Here is an 18,117-nt window from a genome sequence, read left to right on the forward strand (position 1 = left end):
GCCCAAAACAGCCGACCCGCCAATGGATCAATTCGCAAAAGAAACAATTCCAATTTCCCTGGAAGAAGAAATGCGCAAGAGCTACCTCGATTACGCGATGAGCGTGATCGTGGGCCGTGCTCTGCCGGACGCGCGCGACGGTCTCAAGCCGGTGCACCGCCGTGTGCTGTTCGCGATGCACGAGATGAACAACGTGTGGAACCGCCCGTACCTCAAGTGCGCGCGCGTGGTCGGCGAGACCATGGGTAAGTTCCACCCGCACGGCGATGCCTCGATCTACGACACCCTGGTGCGTATGGCGCAGGACTTCTCGCTGCGCTACACCCTGGTCGACGGGCAGGGGAATTTCGGTTCGATCGACGGCGACAGCGCTGCGGCGATGCGTTACACCGAGTGCCGCCTGGACAAGATTTCCCAGGAGCTGCTGGCGGATATCGACAAGGACACCGTCGACTTCCAGCCGAACTATGACGGCAAGGAAAAAGAACCGACCGTCCTGCCGACCCGTATCCCGAACCTGCTGGTCAACGGCTCCTCCGGTATCGCGGTCGGCATGGCGACCAACATTCCGCCGCACAACCTGTCCGAAGTCATCAACGGCGCGCTGCACGTGCTGAGGAATCCGGACTGCACGATCGACGAGCTGATCGAGCTGATCCCGGCGCCGGACTTCCCGACCGCCGGCATCATCTACGGCGTGTCCGGCGTGCGCGACGGCTATCGCACCGGCCGCGGCCGTGTGGTGATGCGCGCCAAGACCCACTTCGAAGAGTACGGCAAGGACGGCGGCCGCGTGGCCATCATCGTCGACGAGCTGCCGTATCAGGTCAATAAAAAGTCGCTGCTCGAGCGCATCGCCGAGAACGTGCGCGACAAGAAGCTGGAAGGCATCTCCGACATCCGCGACGAGTCCGACAAGTCGGGCATGCGCGTGGTGATCGAGCTGAAGCGCGGCGAAGTGCCGGAAGTGGTGCTGAACAACCTGTACAAGCAAACCCAGTTGCAGGACACCTTCGGCATGAACATGGTGGCCCTGGTCAACGGCCAGCCGAAGCTGCTGAACCTGAAGCAGATGCTGGAAAGCTTCCTGTCGCACCGCCGCGAAGTGGTCACCCGCCGCACCGTCTTCGAACTGCGCAAGGCGCGCGAACGCGGCCACATGCTGGAAGGCCTGGCCGTCGCGCTGGCGAACATCGACGAGTTCATCGCCATCATCAAGGCCGCGCCGACCCCGCCGGTCGCCAAGGTCGAGCTGATGCAGCGGACCTGGGATTCGTCCCTGGTGCGCGAGATGTTGAGCCGTACCGAACTGGGCGCATCCGGCGGCATCGACGCCTTCCGTCCGGAACACCTGCCGAAGCACTACGGCATGCAGCCGGATGGCATGTACCGCCTGTCCGACGAGCAAACCCAGGAAATCCTGCAGATGCGCCTGCAGCGCCTGACCGGCCTGGAGCAGGACAAGATCGTCAACGAGTACAAGGAAGTGATGCTCCACATCGCCGACCTGCTCGACATCCTGTCCAAGCCGGAACGCGTCACCGCGATCATCGTGGACGAAATGGGCCAGATCAAGGCCGACTACACCGAGAACGGCAAGGATGCACGCCGCTCGGCCATCGAGCACAACGCCAGCGACCTCGAAACCGAAGACCTGATCACCCCGCAGGACATGGTGGTGACCCTGTCGCACACCGGTTACATGAAGTCGCAGCCGATCTCGGAATACCGCGCCCAGAAGCGCGGCGGCCGCGGCAAGCAGGCGATGGCGACCAAGGACGAGGACTGGATCGACCAGCTGTTCATCGCCAATACCCACGACTACATCCTGTGCTTCAGCAACCGCGGCCGGATGTACTGGCTGAAGGTGTGGGAAGTGCCGCAGGGCTCGCGCAACTCGCGCGGCAAGCCGATCGTGAACATGTTCCCGCTGCAGGACGGCGAGAAGATCACGGTGGTGCTGCCGCTGTCGGGTGAGAACTCGAGCTTCCCGGAAGATCACTACGTCTTCATGGCAACCAGCCTGGGTACCGTCAAGAAGACCCCGCTGAAGGACTTCAGCAACCCGCGCAAGGCCGGCATCATCGCGGTCGACCTGGACGAGGGCGACTTCCTGATCGGCGCCGCGCTTACCGACGGCAAGCACGACGTGATGCTGTTCTCGGACGCCGGCAAGGCCGTGCGCTTCGACGAGAACGACGTGCGCCCGATGGGCCGTACCGCGCGCGGCGTGCGCGGCATGAACCTGGAAGAAGGCCAGAACGTGATCGCGCTGCTGGTGGCCGAGAACGAACAGCAGTCCGTGCTCACCGCCACCGAGAACGGCTTCGGCAAGCGTACCCCGATCTTGGAGTACACCCGCCATGGCCGCGGCACCAAGGGCATGATCGCGATCCAGACCACCGAGCGTAACGGCAAGGTGGTGGCCGCGACCCTGGTCGACGAAACCGACGAGATCATGCTGATCACGACCGGCGGCGTGCTGATCCGCACCCGCGTGGCCGAGATCCGCGAGATGGGCCGCGCGACCCAGGGCGTGACCCTGATCGCGGTGGAGGACGGCACCAAGCTGTCCGGCCTGCAGCGCGTGGTCGAGAGCGACGTCGACGAGGTGGAGCTGGAGCCGGCGCCGGAATAAGGCGCGTCCCAGCCATCGAAACGGCCCCTGCAGCGATGCACGGGCCGTTTTTCATTTGACGCATTCGGCGGCGGATTGCTGCAATGCGGCGAAAAATGGTCCGCCCTGAGGATTTTTTGCAAGTTTCGTGCGAAAATCAGGTTCCCCGTCACTGCTGCCATGACGCCAACAGGCTCGCCCACGGGCCGTCCATCCAAAGGATCATCATGAAAAAAACGCTCGCCGCCATCGCTTCCACCTTCATTCTGAGCTGCGCACCCGCTTTCAGTCTGGCGGCGGCGCCGGTGCCGTCCGCCGATCCGGCAGTGGTCGCGGCGACCAGGGAGATGCTGGCGGCAATGAAGGTGCGCGAGATGATGACCGGCATGCTGGCGCGCATGGAGCAGCAGATGCCGGCGCAGATGCGGTCGACGATGACGGCCTCGATCAACGGCAATCCCAACCTGGACGCCGCCCAGAAGGCCGAGCAGCTGAAGAAGCTCGACGAGGCGACCCAGGCCGCGGCCGTCCAGGCGCATACGCTGTTCGCCGATCCGACCCTGGTCGACGACATGCTCGCGGAAATGGTGCCGCTGTATGCGGAAACCTATACGCTGGACGAGATCCGCCAGCTGACCGCCTTCTACACTTCGCCGCTGGGCCAGAAGATGCAGGCCAAGATGCCCGAGCTGATGACCCGCAGCATGGAGATCAGCCAGCGCGTGATGATGCCGCGAATCCAGAAAGCCATGGCGCAAAGCCACCAGGCTCTCGGCGGGAAGTGAGGCAACAGGCACGATGACCCAGGTTTTCAATTTTTCCGCCGGCCCGGCCGTCCTCCCGAAGGAAGTTCTCCAGCAGGCCGCCGCCGAGATGCTCGACTGGCACGGCAGCGGCATGTCGGTGATGGAGATGAGCCACCGCGGCCCCGAATTCATCTCGATCTACGAGCAGGCCGAAGCCGACCTGCGCGAACTGCTGAACGTCCCGTCCAACTACGAGATCCTGTTCATGCAGGGCGGGGGACTGGGCGAGAATTCCCTGGTGCCGCTGAACCTGGCCGGCCGCAAGCCCCAGCCGGCCACCATCGATTTCGTGCAGACCGGTTCCTGGTCCAGCAAATCCCTGAAGGAAGCGCGGCGCTACGCCAACGTCAACATCGCCGCCTCCGGCGAGGCGAGCGGCTTCACCACGGTGCCGCCGCAGGAAAGCTGGAAACTCAGCAGCGACGCCGCCTACCTGCACGTCTGCACCAACGAGACCATCGACGGCGTCGAATTCAATTTCGTCCCGACCGTGCAGGGCGAGACCCCGCTGGTGGCCGACATGTCCTCGCACATCCTGTCGCGCGCCGTCGACGTCTCGAAATACGGCGTGATCTTCGCCGGCGCCCAGAAGAACATCGGCCCGGCCGGCCTGACCCTGGTGATCGTGCGCGACGACCTGCTGGACCACGCGCTGCCGATCTGCCCCGGCGTCTTCAACTGGCGCGCGGTGGCGGATGCCGACTCGATGCTGAACACGCCCCCGACCTACGCGATCTACATCGCCGGCCTGGTGTTCGCTCACCTGAAGCGGCTGGGCGGCGTGGCCGAGATGGAACGCCGCAATATCGAAAAAGCGCGCCTGCTGTACGAGGCGCTGGATGCCGACGATTTCTACCGGAATCGCGTGGCGCCCGATTGCCGTTCGCGCATGAACATACCCTTCTACCTGCGCGACGAATCCCTGAACGACCAATTCCTGGCCGGCGCCAAGGCGCGCGGGTTGCTGCAACTGAAGGGCCACAAGTCCGTCGGCGGTATGCGGGCATCGATCTACAACGCGATGCCGATCGAGGGCGTGCATGCCCTGGTCGATTATTTGAACGAGTTTGCCGGGCGCTGATCACCCGACGTCATTCCCGCGCAGGCGGGAATCCAAGTTTGTCGAGCAGTCGAGATGCATGCAGAACTTGGGTTCCCGCCTTCGCGGGAAGTCGGTTCCGGTAGTGTCGGGAACGACGGGCAAACGATAATCATGAGCAAACAATGACAGACAAATTACAACCCCTGCGCGAACAGATCGATGCGATCGACGCGCAAATCCTCGAACTCCTGAGCCGCCGCGGCAAGGTGGCCCAGGAGGTCGGCCACGTGAAGGCAGAAACCAATGCGCCGGTGTTCCGCCCGGAGCGCGAAGCCCAGGTTCTGCGCAAGGTCGCCGAGAACAATCCCGGTCCACTGAAGGACCAGGACGTGCAGACCATCTTCCGCGAGATCATGTCGTCCTGCCGCGCGCTGGAAAAGCGCATCACGGTCGCCTATCTCGGCCCCACCGGCACCTTCAGCGAGCAGGCCGTGTTCCAGCACTTCGGCAGCGCCGTCGAAGGCCTGCCCTGCGTGTCGATCGACGAAGTGTTCCGCGCCACCGAGGCCGGCACCGCCGACTACGGCGTGGTGCCGGTCGAGAACTCGTCGGAGGGCGCGATCAACCGCACCCTCGACCTGATGCTGGCCACCACCGCCATCATCAGCGGCGAAGTCTCGATCCCGGTCCACCACAGCCTGATGAGCAAGACCGGCAGCATGGACGGCGTGAGAGTCGTGTGCGCGCATTCGCAGGCCCTGGCCCAGTGCCAGGCCTGGCTCAACCTGCACCACCCGAACGTCGAGCGCCGCGCCGTCGCCTCGAACGCCGAAGCCGCCGTGCTGGCCAGCCAGGATCCGACGATCGCAGCGATCGCCAGCGAGATGGCGGGCGAGCAGTACAAGCTGGGCGTGGTGCAAGCCCACATCCAGGACGATCCGCACAACCGCACGCGCTTTGCCGTGATCGGCTGCCAGGCGACCGGCCCGTCGGGCCAGGACCGCACCTCGCTGGTGCTGGCGGTGCCGAACAAGGCAGGCGCCGTCTACAATCTGCTGGCCCCGCTGGCCAGGCACGGCGTGTCGATGACCCGTTTCGAGTCGCGCCCGGCGCGCATCGGCACCTGGGAATACTACTTCTACGTCGACGTCGAAGGGCACCTGCAGGATGCGGCCGTCGCCCGCGCCCTCGAGGAGCTGAAAGCCAACGCCGCCTTCTTCAAGGTGCTCGGCTCGTATCCGCTAGGCTTGTAATCCATTTTTCATTTGTCATCGAGAGTCCCCATGTCGCAATTCGGTCCAGAATACGTCCGCGCCATCGCCCCTTACCAGGCGGGCAAACCCATTTCCGAAGTCGCCCGCGAGTTCGGCCTGGATGAAGCCAATATCGTCAAGCTGGCATCCAACGAGAACCCCTTCGGCGTGCCGGAATCGGCCAGGCAGGCCATGGCCGCCGCCGCCGCGGAACTGGGCCGCTATCCGGACGCCAACGGCTTCGAGCTGAAGGCCGCGCTGGCCAAGCGCTACGATGTGCCGGCCGACTGGATCACCCTCGGCAACGGCTCCAACGATATCCTGGAGATCGCCGCCCACGCCTTCGTGCAGAAGGGCCAGGCGGTGCTGTACTCGCAGTATTCGTTTGCCGTGTACGCGCTGGCGGCCCAGGGCGTGGGCGCGCGCGGCATCGTGGTGCCGGCCAGGGACTACGGCCACGACCTCGATGCGATGGCGGCCGCGATCGATGCGGACACCAGGCTGGTCTTCATCGCCAATCCGAACAACCCGACCGGCACCTTCATTTCGGCGCCCGAGATCGAAGCTTTTCTCACCAAGGTGCCGGCCAATGTCGTCGTCGTGCTGGACGAGGCCTACAACGAATACCTGGAACAGAAGGACCAGTTCGAGTCGACCCAGTGGGTGCGCAAGTTCCCGAACCTGATCGTCTCGCGCACCTTCTCGAAGGCCTACGGCCTGGCCGGCCTGCGCGTCGGCTTCGCGATCGCCCAGCCGGCGGTGACCGACCTGATGAACCGCATCCGCCAGCCCTTCAACGTGAATTCCCTGGCCCAGGCCGCGGCCATCGCCGCCCTGAACGACAAGGAATTCCTGCAGAAGGGTGCCGAGAACAACCGCGCCGGCTACAAGCAGCTGACCGCCGCCTTCGACGAGCTCAAGCTCGAGTACGTGCCCTCGCACGGCAACTTCGTGCTGGTGAAGGTGGGCGAGGACGAAGGCGCGGGCGGGCGCGTGAACGTGGCGCTGCTGAAGCAGGGCGTGATCGTGCGTCCGGTCGGCGCCTATGGCCTGCCGCAGTGGCTGCGCATCTCGATCGGTTTGCCGGAAGAGAATGCACGCTTTATCGAAGCACTGCGCGAGGCACTGGCCTGAATGTTCGATAAAGTCGTCATCGTCGGCGTCGGCCTGATCGGCGGCTCCTTCGCCCTCGGCCTGAAGGCGGCCGGCGCGGCGCGGCGGATCGTCGGGCTGGAGCGTTCCGGCGCGGCGCTGGAGAGGGCGGGGCAGCTCGGCATCATCGATGAAGCCTGCACCGATCCGCGGCTGGCCCTGCGCGGCGCCGACCTGGTGCTGCTGGCGGCGCCGGTGGCCCAGACCGCCCGCATCCTCGAATCGCTGCTGCCCTGGCTGGAGCCGCATACCATCGTCACCGACGCCGGCAGCACCAAGGCGGACGTGGTCGCCAGCGCGCGCGCCGTGCTCGGCGAACGCATCGCCCAGTTCGTGCCCGGCCACCCGATCGCCGGCCGCGAATCGAACGGTCCGGACGCCGCCATCCCCGATCTCTACCGCGGCAAGAAAGCCGTGCTGACGCCGCTGCCGGAAAACCAGCAAGCGGCAGTCGACAAGGTGGCCGCCGCCTGGCGCGCCTGCGGCGCCATCATCCACGTCCTCGGGCCGGAAGAGCACGACAAGGTGTTCGCCGCCGTCAGCCACCTGCCGCACCTGCTGGCCTACGCGCTGGTCGACGATATCGCCAACAAGCCGCATGCGGACCTGTTGTTCCAGTATGCGGCCAGCGGCTTCCGCGACTTCACCCGGATCGCCGGCTCTTCACCCGAGATGTGGCGCGACATCAGCCTCGCCAACCGCGACGCGCTGCTCGGTGAGCTGGATGCCTATCTGGCACAATTGAATGGCCTGCGCGCGCGCCTGCTTGATGCCGATGGCGCCGCGCTGGAAGCGGTCTACGGCAATGCCCAGCGCGCCCGCCGCGCATGGATCGAAGCGATCGAAGCCGCCGAAAAACCGCCCGCACCGGAATCAGGAACAGAATGAGCCAAGCAAAACACTACCCCGAACACCTCGACCTGGAACCCGTGATGCACGTGGAAGGCGCCGTGCGCCTGCCGGGTTCGAAGAGCATTTCCAACCGTACCCTGCTGCTGGCCGCGCTCAGCGAGGGCACGACCACCATCCACGACCTGCTGGCCTCGGACGACACCCTGGTGATGCTGGGCGCCCTCAAGTCGCTCGGCATCGAGTGGGAGCAGCTGGACGAGCGCACCCACGTCGTGCACGGTGCCGGCGGGCAGCTGCCCATTCATGAAGCGGACCTCTTCATGGGCAATGCCGGCACCGCGATCCGTCCGCTGACGGCGGCCCTGGCCGTGATCGGCGGCGATTACACCCTGCACGGCGTGCAGCGCATGCACGAGCGCCCGATCGGCGACCTGGTCGACGCCCTGAACGCGGTCGGCGCCCAGATCGAGTACCTGGGTGCCCCGGGCTATCCGCCGCTGCGGATCCGCCGCGGCCACATCCACGCCGACCGCATGTCGGTGCGCGGCAATGTCTCGAGCCAGTTCCTGACCGCGCTTCTGATGGCCGCGCCGCTGATGGCGAAAGACCGCCCGGTGACCATCGAGGTGGAAGGGGAGCTGATCTCCAAGCCTTACGTCGAGATCACGCTGAACCTGATGCGCCGCTTCGGCGTGACGGTCGGGCAGGACGGCTGGGCATCCTTCACGGTGCAGCCGGGCCAGCGCTACCATACTCCCGGCACCATCCACGTGGAGGGCGATGCCTCGTCAGCCTCCTATTTCCTGGCGGCCGGCGCGATTGCCGGCGGTCCGGTGCGGGTCGAGGGGGTGGGTCGCGACAGCATCCAGGGCGACGTGCGCTTCGCCGACGCGCTCGAGCAGATGGGCGCGACCATCGTCAAGGGCGACACCTGGATCGAGGCCCGTTCGAACGGCGTGCTGAAAGCCATCGACGCCGACTTCAACCACATTCCGGACGCCGCCATGACGATCGCCGTGGCCGCGCTGTACGCCGACGGCACCAGCACCCTGCGCAACATCGCCAGCTGGCGCGTGAAGGAAACCGACCGCCTGGCCGCGATGGCGACCGAGCTGCGCAAGGTTGGCGCGATCGTGGAGGAGGGCCCGGACTATATCCGCGTGACCCCGCCGGCCGAGCTGCAGCCGGCCACCATCGACACCTACGACGACCATCGCATGGCGATGTGCTTCTCGCTGGCTTCGCTGGACGGCAAGGCGCGGCGCGGCAATGCCATGCGCATCAACGATCCGAAGTGTGTGGCCAAGACCTTCCCGGATTACTTCGAGACGTTTGCGTCGATTGCCAAAGAAGAATTATTCTGACGAACAAGCTACGTATGCCCCATTCAAATATTCCCGTCATCACCGTCGACGGCCCGACCGCGTCCGGCAAGGGCACGGTGGCCCACCGGGTGGCCGACCACCTGGGCTTCCACCTGCTCGATTCCGGCGCCCTGTACCGCCTGACCGCGCTGTCGGCGCTGCGCCGCGGCACCATCCTGTCGGACGAACACGCGGTCGCCAAGGTGGCCGAACACCTGCCGGCCCGTTTCAACGGCGGCCACATCTACCTGGGCACGGAGGACGTCAGCAATGCGATCCGCGCCGAGGAAGTCGGCAATACCGCCTCGAAGATCGCGGCGCTGCCGGCGGTGCGCCAGGCCCTGTTCGGGCTGCAGCTGGGCTTTCGCCAGACCCCGGGACTGGTGGCCGACGGGCGCGATATGGGGACCGTCATCTTCCCTGGCGCCAAGTTGAAAGTGTTTCTGACGGCAAGTGTCGAGGCGCGTGCGCAACGCCGGTATAAGCAATTGATTGACAAAGGGTTTTCTGCTAATATGGACGATCTGCTGGCGGATTTGCAGTCCCGCGATGCGCGCGATACCCAGCGCGCCGTGGCGCCGCTGGTCCCGGCAGAGGGTGCGCATATCCTCGATACCTCGGAGATGACCGTGGAAGACGCGGTTGCCCAGGTGCTCGGCTGGTGGGCGCACGGCTAGTGGTGCCCGGGCAGTGTTTCCCGGGTGTGTTTCAACCTGACCCAGTTCAGAGGGCATATCGCCGTTCTGCTGGCTAACCTTTCAAAAACTCATGGCTACTGCAGCAAATCAAGATACCGGCATGGAAAGCTTCGCAGCACTCTTCGAAGAGTCGCTGTCGCGTCAAGACATGCGTTCGGGCGAAGTCATTTCGGCCGAAGTCGTGCGTCTGGATCACAACTTCGTGATCGTCAACGCCGGCCTGAAATCGGAAGCTTTCATTCCTATCGAAGAATTCAAGAATGACCAGGGCGAACTGGAAGTCAACGTGGGTGACTTCGTTTCCGTGGCCATCGAATCGCTGGAGAACGGTTTCGGCGATACCATCCTGTCGCGCGACAAGGCCAAGCGCCTGGCATCGTGGCTGGCTCTGGAAAAAGCAATGGAATCCGGTGAAATCGTCACCGGTACCGTCAACGGTAAAGTCAAGGGCGGCCTGACCGTCCTGACCAACGGCATCCGCGCATTCCTGCCGGGTTCGCTGGTCGACACCCGTCCGGTCAAGGACACCACCCCGTTCGAAGGCAAGACCCTCGAATTCAAGGTCATCAAGCTGGACCGCAAGCGTAACAACGTCGTGCTGTCGCGTCGCGCCGTCATCGAAGCATCGATGGGCGAAGAGCGTGCGAAGCTGATGGAAACGCTGAAGGAAGGCACCGTGGTCACCGGCGTCGTCAAGAACATCACCGACTACGGTGCGTTCGTCGACCTGGGCGGCATCGACGGCCTGCTGCACATCACCGACCTGGCATGGCGCCGTGTGCGTCACCCGTCGGAAGTCCTGACCGTCGGCCAGGAAATCACCGCCAAGGTCCTGAAGTACGATCAGGAAAAGAACCGCGTCTCGCTGGGCGTGAAGCAGCTGGGCGACGATCCGTGGACCGGTCTGTCGCGTCGCTACCCGCAAGGCACCCGCCTGTTCGGCAAGGTCACCAACCTGACCGACTACGGTGCGTTCGTGGAAGTCGAGCAGGGCATCGAAGGCCTGGTGCACGTCTCGGAAATGGACTGGACCAACAAGAACGTGGCTCCGAACAAGGTTGTCCAGCTGGGCGACGAAGTCGAAGTCATGGTCCTGGAAATCGACGAAGAGCGTCGCCGTATCTCGCTGGGCATGAAGCAGTGCAAGGCGAATCCGTGGGACGACTTCGGCATGACCCACAAGAAGGGCGACAAGGTCAAGGGTTCGATCAAGTCGATCACCGACTTCGGCGTGTTCATCGGCCTGCCGGGCAACATCGACGGCCTGGTGCACCTGTCGGACCTGTCCTGGACCGAAGCCGGCGAAGAAGCCGTGCGCAAGTTCAAGAAGGGCGACGAGCTGGAAGCCGTGGTTCTGGCAATCGACGTCGAGCGCGAGCGTGTCTCGCTGGGCGTGAAGCAGCTGGAAGGCGACCCGTTCAACAACTTCGCTTCGCTGAACGACAAGGGCACCCTGGTCACCGGCACCGTGAAATCGGTTGAGCCGAAAGGCGCCGTGATCGCCCTGAGCGAGGAAGTCGAAGGCTACCTGCGCGCTTCGGAAATCTCGCGTGATCGCGTTGAAGATGCCGGCACCCACCTGAAAGTGGGCGACAAGGTCGAAGCCCTGGTCATCAACATCGATCGCAAGGCACGCAGCATCCAGCTGTCGATCAAGGCCAAGGACAACGCCGACACCCAGGAAGCGATGAGCAAGCTGGCTTCGGACAGCAACGCTGCATCGGGCACCACCTCGCTGGGCGCCCTGCTGAAGGCCAAGCTCGACAACAAGGGTTAATTAACCTGGGAACGCGCAGATGACCAAGTCCGAGCTGATCAACCGCCTGGCTGAACGTTATTCCCAGCTGGTGGCCAAAGATGCGGAATACGCTGTCAAGACCATCCTCGATGCGATGACCAACGCCCTGGCGACCGGCCAGCGCATCGAGATCCGCGGTTTCGGCAGCTTCGCGCTGAACAGCCGGCCGCCCCGCATCGGACGCAATCCGAAGTCCGGCGACAAGGTGATGGTGCCCGAAAAACGGGTGCCCCACTTCAAGCCGGGCAAGCAGTTGCGCGAGCGGGTCGACGCGATGGTCGGGCAACCGATCATCGAAGACTGAGTCGTCTGCCGTTTGGCGGACAGAAACGGCGTCTCTTCGGAGATGCCGTTTTTTTTATGCCTGCCTATCCCTCGTCCCCGCCTGCGCGGAACGACGGATAGGCCCGCCTTTTGAAAACTCGTCTCAAATATGCGACACTGCGCCTTTGTAGCCACTCCTGACAGGACCTAATGAGATGAAGATTGTTTCAGCCATTCTTGGATGCATCCTGTTCGTCCTCTTTTTCGGCTTCGCCCTCAAGAACACCGATCAGGTGGACCTGCATTTCTTCCTGGGCTATGAACTGCGCGGACCGCTGGTATTGATGCTGCTGGCCTTCTTCATCGCCGGCGCCTTCCTCGGCATCCTGGCGGTGACGCCCACCGTGTTCCGCCACCGCCGCGAAAGCTCCCAGCACAAGAACACCATCCAGGCCCTGCAGAGCGCCGCCGGCACCGCCGCCAGCGCCCCGCAACCCGACAGCGTCACCCCGCGCTGAACCGTCGTAACAACAGAATAAGAATCACATGGAATTTGAAATCTGGTGGCTGCTCGGCATCCCCGTCTTTTTTGCCCTCGGCTGGATCGCCGCCCGCGTCGACATCAAGCAACTCGTGTCCGAATCGCGCAGCCTGCCACGCGGCTACTTCAAGGGCCTGAACTTCCTCCTCAACGAGCAGCCCGACAAGGCGATCGACGCCTTCATCGAGATCGTCAAGCTGGATCCCGAAACCGCCGAGATGCACTTTGCGCTCGGTAACCTGTTCCGCCGCCGCGGCGAGACCGAGCGCGCCATCCGCGTCCACCAGAACCTGCTGTCGCGTCCCGACCTGCCGATCGAGCAGCAGGTGCACGCCCAGTACGAACTCGGCATGGACTACCTGAAGGCCGGCCTGCTGGACCGCGCCGAGGAAACCTTTAACCTGCTGGTCGACACGCAATACGGGGTGCAGGCCCGGCGCGCGTTATTAGAAATTTTCCAGCGCGAAAAGGAATGGCGCCGCGCGATCGCCGCCGCCGAGGGGCTGCAGGAATCCGGCGCCGGCGCCCAGCACAAGGAAATCGCCCAGTTCTACTGCGAGCTGGCCCAGGATGCGCTGGTGCACATGCAGCCGGCCGACGCCATGCAGCTGCTCGACAAGGCCCTGCAGGCCGACCGCAAGAGCGTGCGCGCGACCATGCTGTACGGGGATGCCCAGACCGCCCAGGGCGACATCGAAGGCGCCCTCAAGACCTGGCGCCGCGTCGAGCAGCAGAGCGTGCCCCACGTGGCCCTGGTGGCGGCCCGCCTGATGGACGGCTACCGCAAGGTCGGCCGGCCCCAGGAAGGCGTGAACCTGCTGCGCTCCTACCTGGCGGAAGCGTCGTCGATTGATCTGATCGAGGTGGTGTTCAAGGCCGTCATCGAACTGAACGGCGTGGACGCTGCCAAACAGCTGGTGGTCGAAGAACTGCGCCGCAATCCGACGCTGCTCGGCCTGGACAAACTGCTCGAAGCACGCCTCATGGATGCGCCGGCGAATGTCTGGGAAGAGCTGTCGATGGTGAAGAACCTCGTCCACGGTTATACGCAGAAGCTCGCACGCTACCAGTGCAGCCACTGCGGTTTCAAGGCCCGCCAGTACTATTGGCAATGCCCGGGATGCAGCAAGTGGGAGACCTACCCGCCGCGCCGCACCGAAGAACTCAATGTGATGAATTAAGAATATGAAGATTACGATTATCGGCACCGGCTACGTCGGTCTCGTCACCGGCGCCTGCCTGGCGGAACTCGGCAACGATGTGTTCTGTCTCGACGTCGACCAGCGCAAGATCGACCTGCTCAACAACGGGGGCATCCCCATCCACGAACCCGGCCTGGAAGAGATCGTCGCGCGCAACCGCGCCGCCGGCCGCCTGCATTTCTCGACCGACGTCGCCGCCAGCGTGGCCCACGGCCAGCTGCAGTTCATCGCCGTCGGCACCCCGCCGGACGAAGACGGCTCGGCCGACCTGCAGTACGTGCTGGCCGCCGCCCGCAACATCGGCCGCCACATGGACGGCTTCAAGGTCATCGTCGACAAGTCGACCGTGCCGGTGGGCACCGCCGACCGCGTCTCCGCCGCGATCCGTGAGGAGCTGGCGGCGCGCGGCAAGAGCGGGGCCGAGTTCTCGGTGGTCTCGAACCCCGAGTTCCTGAAAGAGGGCGCCGCGGTCGAGGACTTCATGCGTCCGGACCGCATCGTCATCGGCCTCGACGACACCCCGGCGGGCAGCCGCGCCCACGAGCTGATGAAGCTGCTGTACGCACCCTTCAACCGCAACCACGAGCGCACCTACTGGATGGACGTGCGTTCGGCCGAGTTCACCAAGTACGCCGCCAACGCCATGCTGGCGACCCGCATCTCCTTCATGAACGAGCTGGCCAACCTGGCCGACAAGGTGGGCGCCGACATCGAAGCGGTGCGCCACGGCATCGGTTCCGACCCGCGCATCGGCCACAGCTTCCTGTACGCCGGCGCCGGCTACGGCGGCTCCTGCTTCCCGAAGGACGTGCAGGCGATCGAGCGCACCGCGCGCCAGTACGGCCAGGAACTGCTGATCCTGAGCGCGGTCGAGGCCGTCAACGACCGCCAGAAGCAGGTGCTGGGCCGCAAGGTCGTTGCCCGCTTCGGCGAGGACCTGTCCGGCATGCGCTTCGCGGTCTGGGGCCTGGCCTTCAAGCCGAACACTGACGACATGCGCGAAGCGCCGTCGCGCGTGCTGCTGGCCGAGCTGATCGAACGCGGCGCCACCGCCACCGTGTACGACCCGGTGGCGATGGAAGAGGCGCGCCGCGTGCTGGCCCTCGACCTGGATGAGGAAAAGCTGTCCCGCATCGGCTTCGCCGAGGCGCCGATGGAGGCGCTGGATGGCGCCGAGGCGCTGCTGATCGTCACCGAGTGGAAAGCCTTCCGCAGCCCCGACTTCGAGCAGATCAAGGCGCGCCTGAAGCAGCCGGTGATCATCGACGGCCGCAACCTGTACGAGCCGGCCCTGATGACCAGCCAGGGCATCGAATACCACGGGATCGGCCGTTCGGTCCTGACCAGCAAGTGAGGACAGCGATGTCGAGCTACAAGGACATTCCCAGCCGCCTGCTGCCGACCGACAGCTACCGCCAGGCCGAGGCGCCGCAGCTCGAGAGCGTGCGCCTGCTGGTGGTCGGCGACGTCATGCTCGACCGCTACTGGTTCGGCGACGTCTCGCGCATCTCGCCCGAAGCCCCGGTGCCGGTGGTGCGCATCGAGCGCCGCGAAGCCCGCCTGGGCGGGGCGGCCAACGTGGCGCGCAACGCCGCCGCCCTCGGCGCCCACTGCGGCCTGCTGGGAGTGGTCGGCAACGACGAGGCGGGCGACGAGGTCGAGCAGATCCTGCGCGATTCCAGCATCGATACCTACCTGAAGCGGGACGAGCAGATCTCTACCATTGTCAAGCTGCGCGTGATCGGACGCCAGCAGCAGATGGTGCGCATCGACTTCGAAGAGGCGCCCAGCGAGACCACGCTGCGCGACAAGCTGACCCAGTTCAAGGCCATCCTGCCGGACTACGACGTCATCATCTTCTCCGACTACAACAAGGGCAGCCTGGTGAACGTGGCCGAGATGATCCGCATGGCGCGCGCGGCCGGCAAGACCGTGATGGTCGACCCCAAGGGCGACGATTTCACGCCCTATGCCGGCGCCACCATGCTGACCCCGAACAAGTCGGAACTCAAGCGCATCGTGGGCAGCTGGAAGACCGAGGAACAGCTCACCGAGAAGGCCCAGAGCCTGCGCGAGGAGCTGGGTCTCACCGCGCTGCTGCTGACCCGTTCGGAAGAGGGCATGAGCCTGTACACCGCCGACGAGGTGCTGCACGTGCATGCCGACGCCCGCGAGGTGTTCGACGTCTCCGGCGCCGGCGACACCGTGATCGCGACCATGGCCGCGATGCTGGGCGTGGGCGCGCCGCTGGCGGAAGCCCTGGCCACCGCCAACCGCGCCGGCGGCATCGTGGTCGGCAAGCTGGGTACGGCCACCGTCACCCGCGACGAGCTGTTCGCGCACCGCCGCCGCACCGACGCCGGCACTTGAGCTTTGCCAAAGGCCGGGCGTCAACGCCCGCCGGGCTGGTCCGTTAATGGATGCGGGCGGCGCTCGCCGTCCACATACAAACCAACGGAGAAGACCAGATGATCAAGAAACTGTTCCTTGCAATCGCCGCGCTGGCGGCGTCGGTCAACATCGCATTCGCCCAGGTCGACGTCAACAAGGCCGATGCCGCGGCACTGGACTCGGTGAAGGGCGTCGGTCCCGCCATGTCGAAGACCATCATCGACGAACGCGCCAAGGGCGAGTTCAAGGACTGGGCCGATTTCCAGAAGCGCGTGAAGGGCGTCGGCGAGAAGCGCGCCGCCAAGCTGTCCGAAGCCGGCCTGCAGGTGAACGGCAAGTCCAAGGAAGGCGCGGCAATGGCTGCGCATTCCGGCGCGCCGATGGCCAAGGCCGATGACAAGGCCGCCAAGCCGGCCAAGGCTTCCAAGTAAGCCTGGTAGGGTGGGCTCGCCTTTCAGTCCACTGGACTGAAGGCCCCACCCTACATTGCTTCGAATCACGCTCTCTGCGGGCGGCGCCATACGCCGCTGTTGATCTCGGATTAGAATGGCGTTTTGAGATCGCAAGAAAGCAGACGCAACCCATGGCATACAAGACCATCCAGGACACGATCGGCAACACCCCGCTGGTGCAGCTGGTCCGCATTCCCGGCGCCGACGCCGCGGCCCGCAACAACGTCATTCTCGGCAAACTCGAAGGCAACAATCCGGCAGGTTCGGTGAAGGACCGCGCGGCGATGTCGATGCTGCGCGGCGCCGAGGAGCGCGGCCAGATCAAGCCGGGCGACACCCTGATCGAAGCGACCAGCGGCAATACCGGCATCGCGCTGGCGATGGCGGCCGCCATCCGCGGCTACAAGATGCTCCTGATCATGCCGGACAACCTATCGGTCGAACGCCGCCAGAGCATGGCCGCCTACGGCGCCCAGATCATCCTGACCCCGAAGACCGGCGGCATGGAATATGCGCGCGATCTCGCCGAGCAGATGCAGAAGGACGGCAAGGGTATCATCCTGGACCAGTTCGCCAACCAGGACAATCCGCGCGCCCACTACGAGACCACCGGTCCCGAGATCTGGCGCGATACCGAAGGCCGCATCACCCATTTCGTCAGCGCGATGGGCACGACCGGCACCATCATGGGCGTGTCACACTACCTGAAGGAACGGAACGAGGCGATCCGCATCATCGGCGCCCAGCCGGAAGAGGGCTCGTCGATTCCCGGCATCCGCAAATGGCCGGAAGCCTATCTGCCGAAGATCTTCGACAAGGCGCGTGTCGACCAGGTCGAGAACGTGACCCAGGCTGCTGCGGAACAGATGGCGCGCCGGCTGGCGGCCGAGGAGGGGATCTTCTGCGGTATTTCCGCGGCCGGGGCCTGCGAAATCGCGTTGCGCATTTCGCAGACCGTGGAGAACGCGACGATCGTGTTCGTCGTCTGCGACCGCGGCGATCGTTATCTGTCGACGGGTGTGTTCCCCGCCTGATTGGCTGGATGTCTTTTTCCCGGCGCGAGGTCTGGGCGCTGGGTGTCTCCCCTCACGAGGATGAACTGGCGAAGCTGGCAATACAAATGCTGGTGCCGGTGCGGCGGCACGTGTGGCCGCCGTCCGTAGTCGCGCCCACGGTTATTCTGCGCTGGCGGCTGCGTTGTTGTCCTTGTCCTTCGGCTTGAACTGCTTGTCGCTGATGCGGAATTTCGCACGGCGGTCGCCCATCAGGTAGCGCAGGTCGCGGATCGACAGGTCGCTGACTTCGTGCATGCGGATCAGCAGCGAGGCGCCGACCGGCAGACGGTGGTGGCGGATCTTCGAGATGACCGGCGGCGCAACTTCCAGGGCGCGGGACAGGGCTGCGTCGTTCTTCAGGCGCAGGTTCTCGATCAGGGTGTCGAGCAGGCGGTTCGGGTTGTACTGCAGCAGTTCGTCATTCTCCGAATCGCTGTTCATATCAATGCCGACTTGGTTCGTCATGATGTCACTATTCCTATTTTTGGGTTAAGGGAGCTCGTTAGCGGCTCTACTCTATTATCACAACAAAGTTTCGAAAATTTCTACTAAATTATACAACTTTTTTAAATTTAGTACTTAAGAGCAATAACTATCAGGCGTAACTGCTTAATTCGTTGTCTTGCTGCA

The 18,117-nt window shown here is 64.4% G+C and carries 17 protein-coding genes; 16 read left to right on the plus strand and 1 reads right to left on the minus strand.

All coding sequences use genetic code 11. From position 1 onward, the window contains the following. Positions 1-22: 22 nt before the first annotated feature. The 16 genes from gyrA to cysM all read left to right on the plus strand — a co-directional run bounded on the left by gyrA (position 23) and on the right by cysM (position 17,466). Entirely contained in the window at positions 23-2,638 is a 2,616-nt protein-coding gene (gene gyrA / locus AB4Z32_RS20190) for a DNA gyrase subunit A (RefSeq protein ID WP_442123657.1), read from the plus strand. A 206-nt stretch (positions 2,639-2,844) separates the two neighbouring features. Continuing rightward, positions 2,845-3,402, plus strand: coding sequence for a DUF2059 domain-containing protein (locus AB4Z32_RS20195; RefSeq protein ID WP_442123658.1), 558 nt, complete (start codon positions 2,845-2,847; stop codon positions 3,400-3,402). A 13-nt stretch (positions 3,403-3,415) separates the two neighbouring features. Continuing rightward, positions 3,416-4,504, plus strand: coding sequence for a 3-phosphoserine/phosphohydroxythreonine transaminase (gene serC, locus AB4Z32_RS20200; protein ID WP_442123659.1), 1,089 nt, complete (start codon positions 3,416-3,418; stop codon positions 4,502-4,504). 143 nt (positions 4,505-4,647) lie between these two features. Beyond that, the gene (pheA, locus tag AB4Z32_RS20205; protein WP_442123660.1) at positions 4,648-5,718 is read left to right on the plus strand and encodes a prephenate dehydratase; all 1,071 of its coding nucleotides are present in this window, start codon (positions 4,648-4,650) and stop codon (positions 5,716-5,718) included. A 30-nt stretch (positions 5,719-5,748) separates the two neighbouring features. Next, positions 5,749-6,852 (plus strand): histidinol-phosphate transaminase, encoded by a 1,104-nt coding sequence (hisC, locus tag AB4Z32_RS20210; RefSeq protein ID WP_442123661.1) that lies wholly within the window; start codon positions 5,749-5,751, stop codon positions 6,850-6,852. Then, a complete protein-coding gene (locus AB4Z32_RS20215; RefSeq protein ID WP_442123662.1) occupies positions 6,853-7,758 on the plus strand; it encodes a prephenate dehydrogenase in 906 nt (301 codons plus the stop codon). It begins immediately after the preceding gene. Further along, on the plus strand, positions 7,755-9,086 hold the full coding sequence (gene aroA / locus AB4Z32_RS20220; protein WP_442123663.1) for a 3-phosphoshikimate 1-carboxyvinyltransferase: 1,332 nt from the start codon (positions 7,755-7,757) through the stop codon (positions 9,084-9,086). The genes AB4Z32_RS20215 and aroA overlap by 4 nt, the downstream gene beginning before the upstream one ends. A gap of 14 nt (positions 9,087-9,100) precedes the next feature. Then, positions 9,101-9,763 (plus strand): (d)CMP kinase, encoded by a 663-nt coding sequence (cmk, locus tag AB4Z32_RS20225; RefSeq protein WP_442123664.1) that lies wholly within the window; start codon positions 9,101-9,103, stop codon positions 9,761-9,763. A 91-nt stretch (positions 9,764-9,854) separates the two neighbouring features. Beyond that, positions 9,855-11,561 carry a 30S ribosomal protein S1 gene (rpsA, locus tag AB4Z32_RS20230; RefSeq protein WP_442123665.1) on the plus strand — a complete coding sequence of 569 codons (1,707 nt, stop codon included), beginning with the start codon at positions 9,855-9,857 and terminating at the stop codon, positions 11,559-11,561. Positions 11,562-11,580: 19 nt separating this feature from the next. Then, positions 11,581-11,886 (plus strand): integration host factor subunit beta, encoded by a 306-nt coding sequence (locus AB4Z32_RS20235; protein WP_008446215.1) that lies wholly within the window; start codon positions 11,581-11,583, stop codon positions 11,884-11,886. Positions 11,887-12,061: 175 nt separating this feature from the next. After that, positions 12,062-12,364: a LapA family protein gene (locus AB4Z32_RS20240; protein WP_230027580.1), complete on the plus strand. Its 303-nt coding sequence runs from the start codon at positions 12,062-12,064 to the stop codon at positions 12,362-12,364. 28 nt (positions 12,365-12,392) lie between these two features. Then, positions 12,393-13,568: a lipopolysaccharide assembly protein LapB gene (gene lapB / locus AB4Z32_RS20245; RefSeq protein WP_442123666.1), complete on the plus strand. Its 1,176-nt coding sequence runs from the start codon at positions 12,393-12,395 to the stop codon at positions 13,566-13,568. Positions 13,569-13,572: 4 nt separating this feature from the next. Then, positions 13,573-14,943 (plus strand): UDP-glucose dehydrogenase family protein, encoded by a 1,371-nt coding sequence (locus AB4Z32_RS20250; RefSeq protein WP_442123667.1) that lies wholly within the window; start codon positions 13,573-13,575, stop codon positions 14,941-14,943. Between the two features lie 8 nt (positions 14,944-14,951). Beyond that, positions 14,952-15,959 carry a D-glycero-beta-D-manno-heptose-7-phosphate kinase gene (gene rfaE1, locus AB4Z32_RS20255; RefSeq protein ID WP_442123668.1) on the plus strand — a complete coding sequence of 336 codons (1,008 nt, stop codon included), beginning with the start codon at positions 14,952-14,954 and terminating at the stop codon, positions 15,957-15,959. Between the two features lie 98 nt (positions 15,960-16,057). Next, on the plus strand, positions 16,058-16,411 hold the full coding sequence (locus AB4Z32_RS20260; RefSeq protein WP_442123669.1) for a ComEA family DNA-binding protein: 354 nt from the start codon (positions 16,058-16,060) through the stop codon (positions 16,409-16,411). Positions 16,412-16,563: 152 nt separating this feature from the next. Further along, a complete protein-coding gene (gene cysM / locus AB4Z32_RS20265; RefSeq protein ID WP_442123670.1) occupies positions 16,564-17,466 on the plus strand; it encodes a cysteine synthase CysM in 903 nt (300 codons plus the stop codon). Positions 17,467-17,607: 141 nt separating this feature from the next. Here the strand turns inward: cysM and AB4Z32_RS20270 are convergent, their stop codons facing one another. Next, positions 17,608-17,952: a hypothetical protein gene (locus AB4Z32_RS20270; RefSeq protein WP_442123671.1), complete on the minus strand. Its 345-nt coding sequence runs from the start codon at positions 17,950-17,952 to the stop codon at positions 17,608-17,610. Positions 17,953-18,117 lie beyond the last annotated feature (165 nt).

Origin of the sequence: Massilia sp. 2TAF26 (assembly GCF_052115005.1) — a bacterium.
Taxonomy (GTDB): domain Bacteria; phylum Pseudomonadota; class Gammaproteobacteria; order Burkholderiales; family Burkholderiaceae_D; genus Telluria.

Bases quoted from the DNA above. Each gene is read 5' to 3' on its own strand.
- lapB (WP_442123666.1), top strand. From the start codon at position 12,393: ATGGAATTTGAAATCTGGTGGCTGCTCGGCATCCCCGTCTTTTTTGCC.
- hisC (WP_442123661.1), top strand. From the start codon at position 5,749: ATGTCGCAATTCGGTCCAGAATACGTCCGCGCCATCGCCCCTTACCAG.
- AB4Z32_RS20215 (WP_442123662.1), top strand. From the start codon at position 6,853: ATGTTCGATAAAGTCGTCATCGTCGGCGTCGGCCTGATCGGCGGCTCC.
- AB4Z32_RS20195 (WP_442123658.1), top strand. From the start codon at position 2,845: ATGAAAAAAACGCTCGCCGCCATCGCTTCCACCTTCATTCTGAGCTGC.
- AB4Z32_RS20250 (WP_442123667.1), top strand. From the start codon at position 13,573: ATGAAGATTACGATTATCGGCACCGGCTACGTCGGTCTCGTCACCGGC.
- cysM (WP_442123670.1), top strand. From the start codon at position 16,564: ATGGCATACAAGACCATCCAGGACACGATCGGCAACACCCCGCTGGTG.
- AB4Z32_RS20270 (WP_442123671.1), bottom strand. From the start codon at position 17,952: ATGACGAACCAAGTCGGCATTGATATGAACAGCGATTCGGAGAATGAC.
- serC (WP_442123659.1), top strand. From the start codon at position 3,416: ATGACCCAGGTTTTCAATTTTTCCGCCGGCCCGGCCGTCCTCCCGAAG.
- gyrA (WP_442123657.1), top strand. From the start codon at position 23: ATGGATCAATTCGCAAAAGAAACAATTCCAATTTCCCTGGAAGAAGAA.
- rpsA (WP_442123665.1), top strand. From the start codon at position 9,855: ATGGCTACTGCAGCAAATCAAGATACCGGCATGGAAAGCTTCGCAGCA.
- AB4Z32_RS20240 (WP_230027580.1), top strand. From the start codon at position 12,062: ATGAAGATTGTTTCAGCCATTCTTGGATGCATCCTGTTCGTCCTCTTT.
- rfaE1 (WP_442123668.1), top strand. From the start codon at position 14,952: ATGTCGAGCTACAAGGACATTCCCAGCCGCCTGCTGCCGACCGACAGC.
- aroA (WP_442123663.1), top strand. From the start codon at position 7,755: ATGAGCCAAGCAAAACACTACCCCGAACACCTCGACCTGGAACCCGTG.
- AB4Z32_RS20235 (WP_008446215.1), top strand. From the start codon at position 11,581: ATGACCAAGTCCGAGCTGATCAACCGCCTGGCTGAACGTTATTCCCAG.
- pheA (WP_442123660.1), top strand. From the start codon at position 4,648: ATGACAGACAAATTACAACCCCTGCGCGAACAGATCGATGCGATCGAC.
- cmk (WP_442123664.1), top strand. From the start codon at position 9,101: ATGCCCCATTCAAATATTCCCGTCATCACCGTCGACGGCCCGACCGCG.
- AB4Z32_RS20260 (WP_442123669.1), top strand. From the start codon at position 16,058: ATGATCAAGAAACTGTTCCTTGCAATCGCCGCGCTGGCGGCGTCGGTC.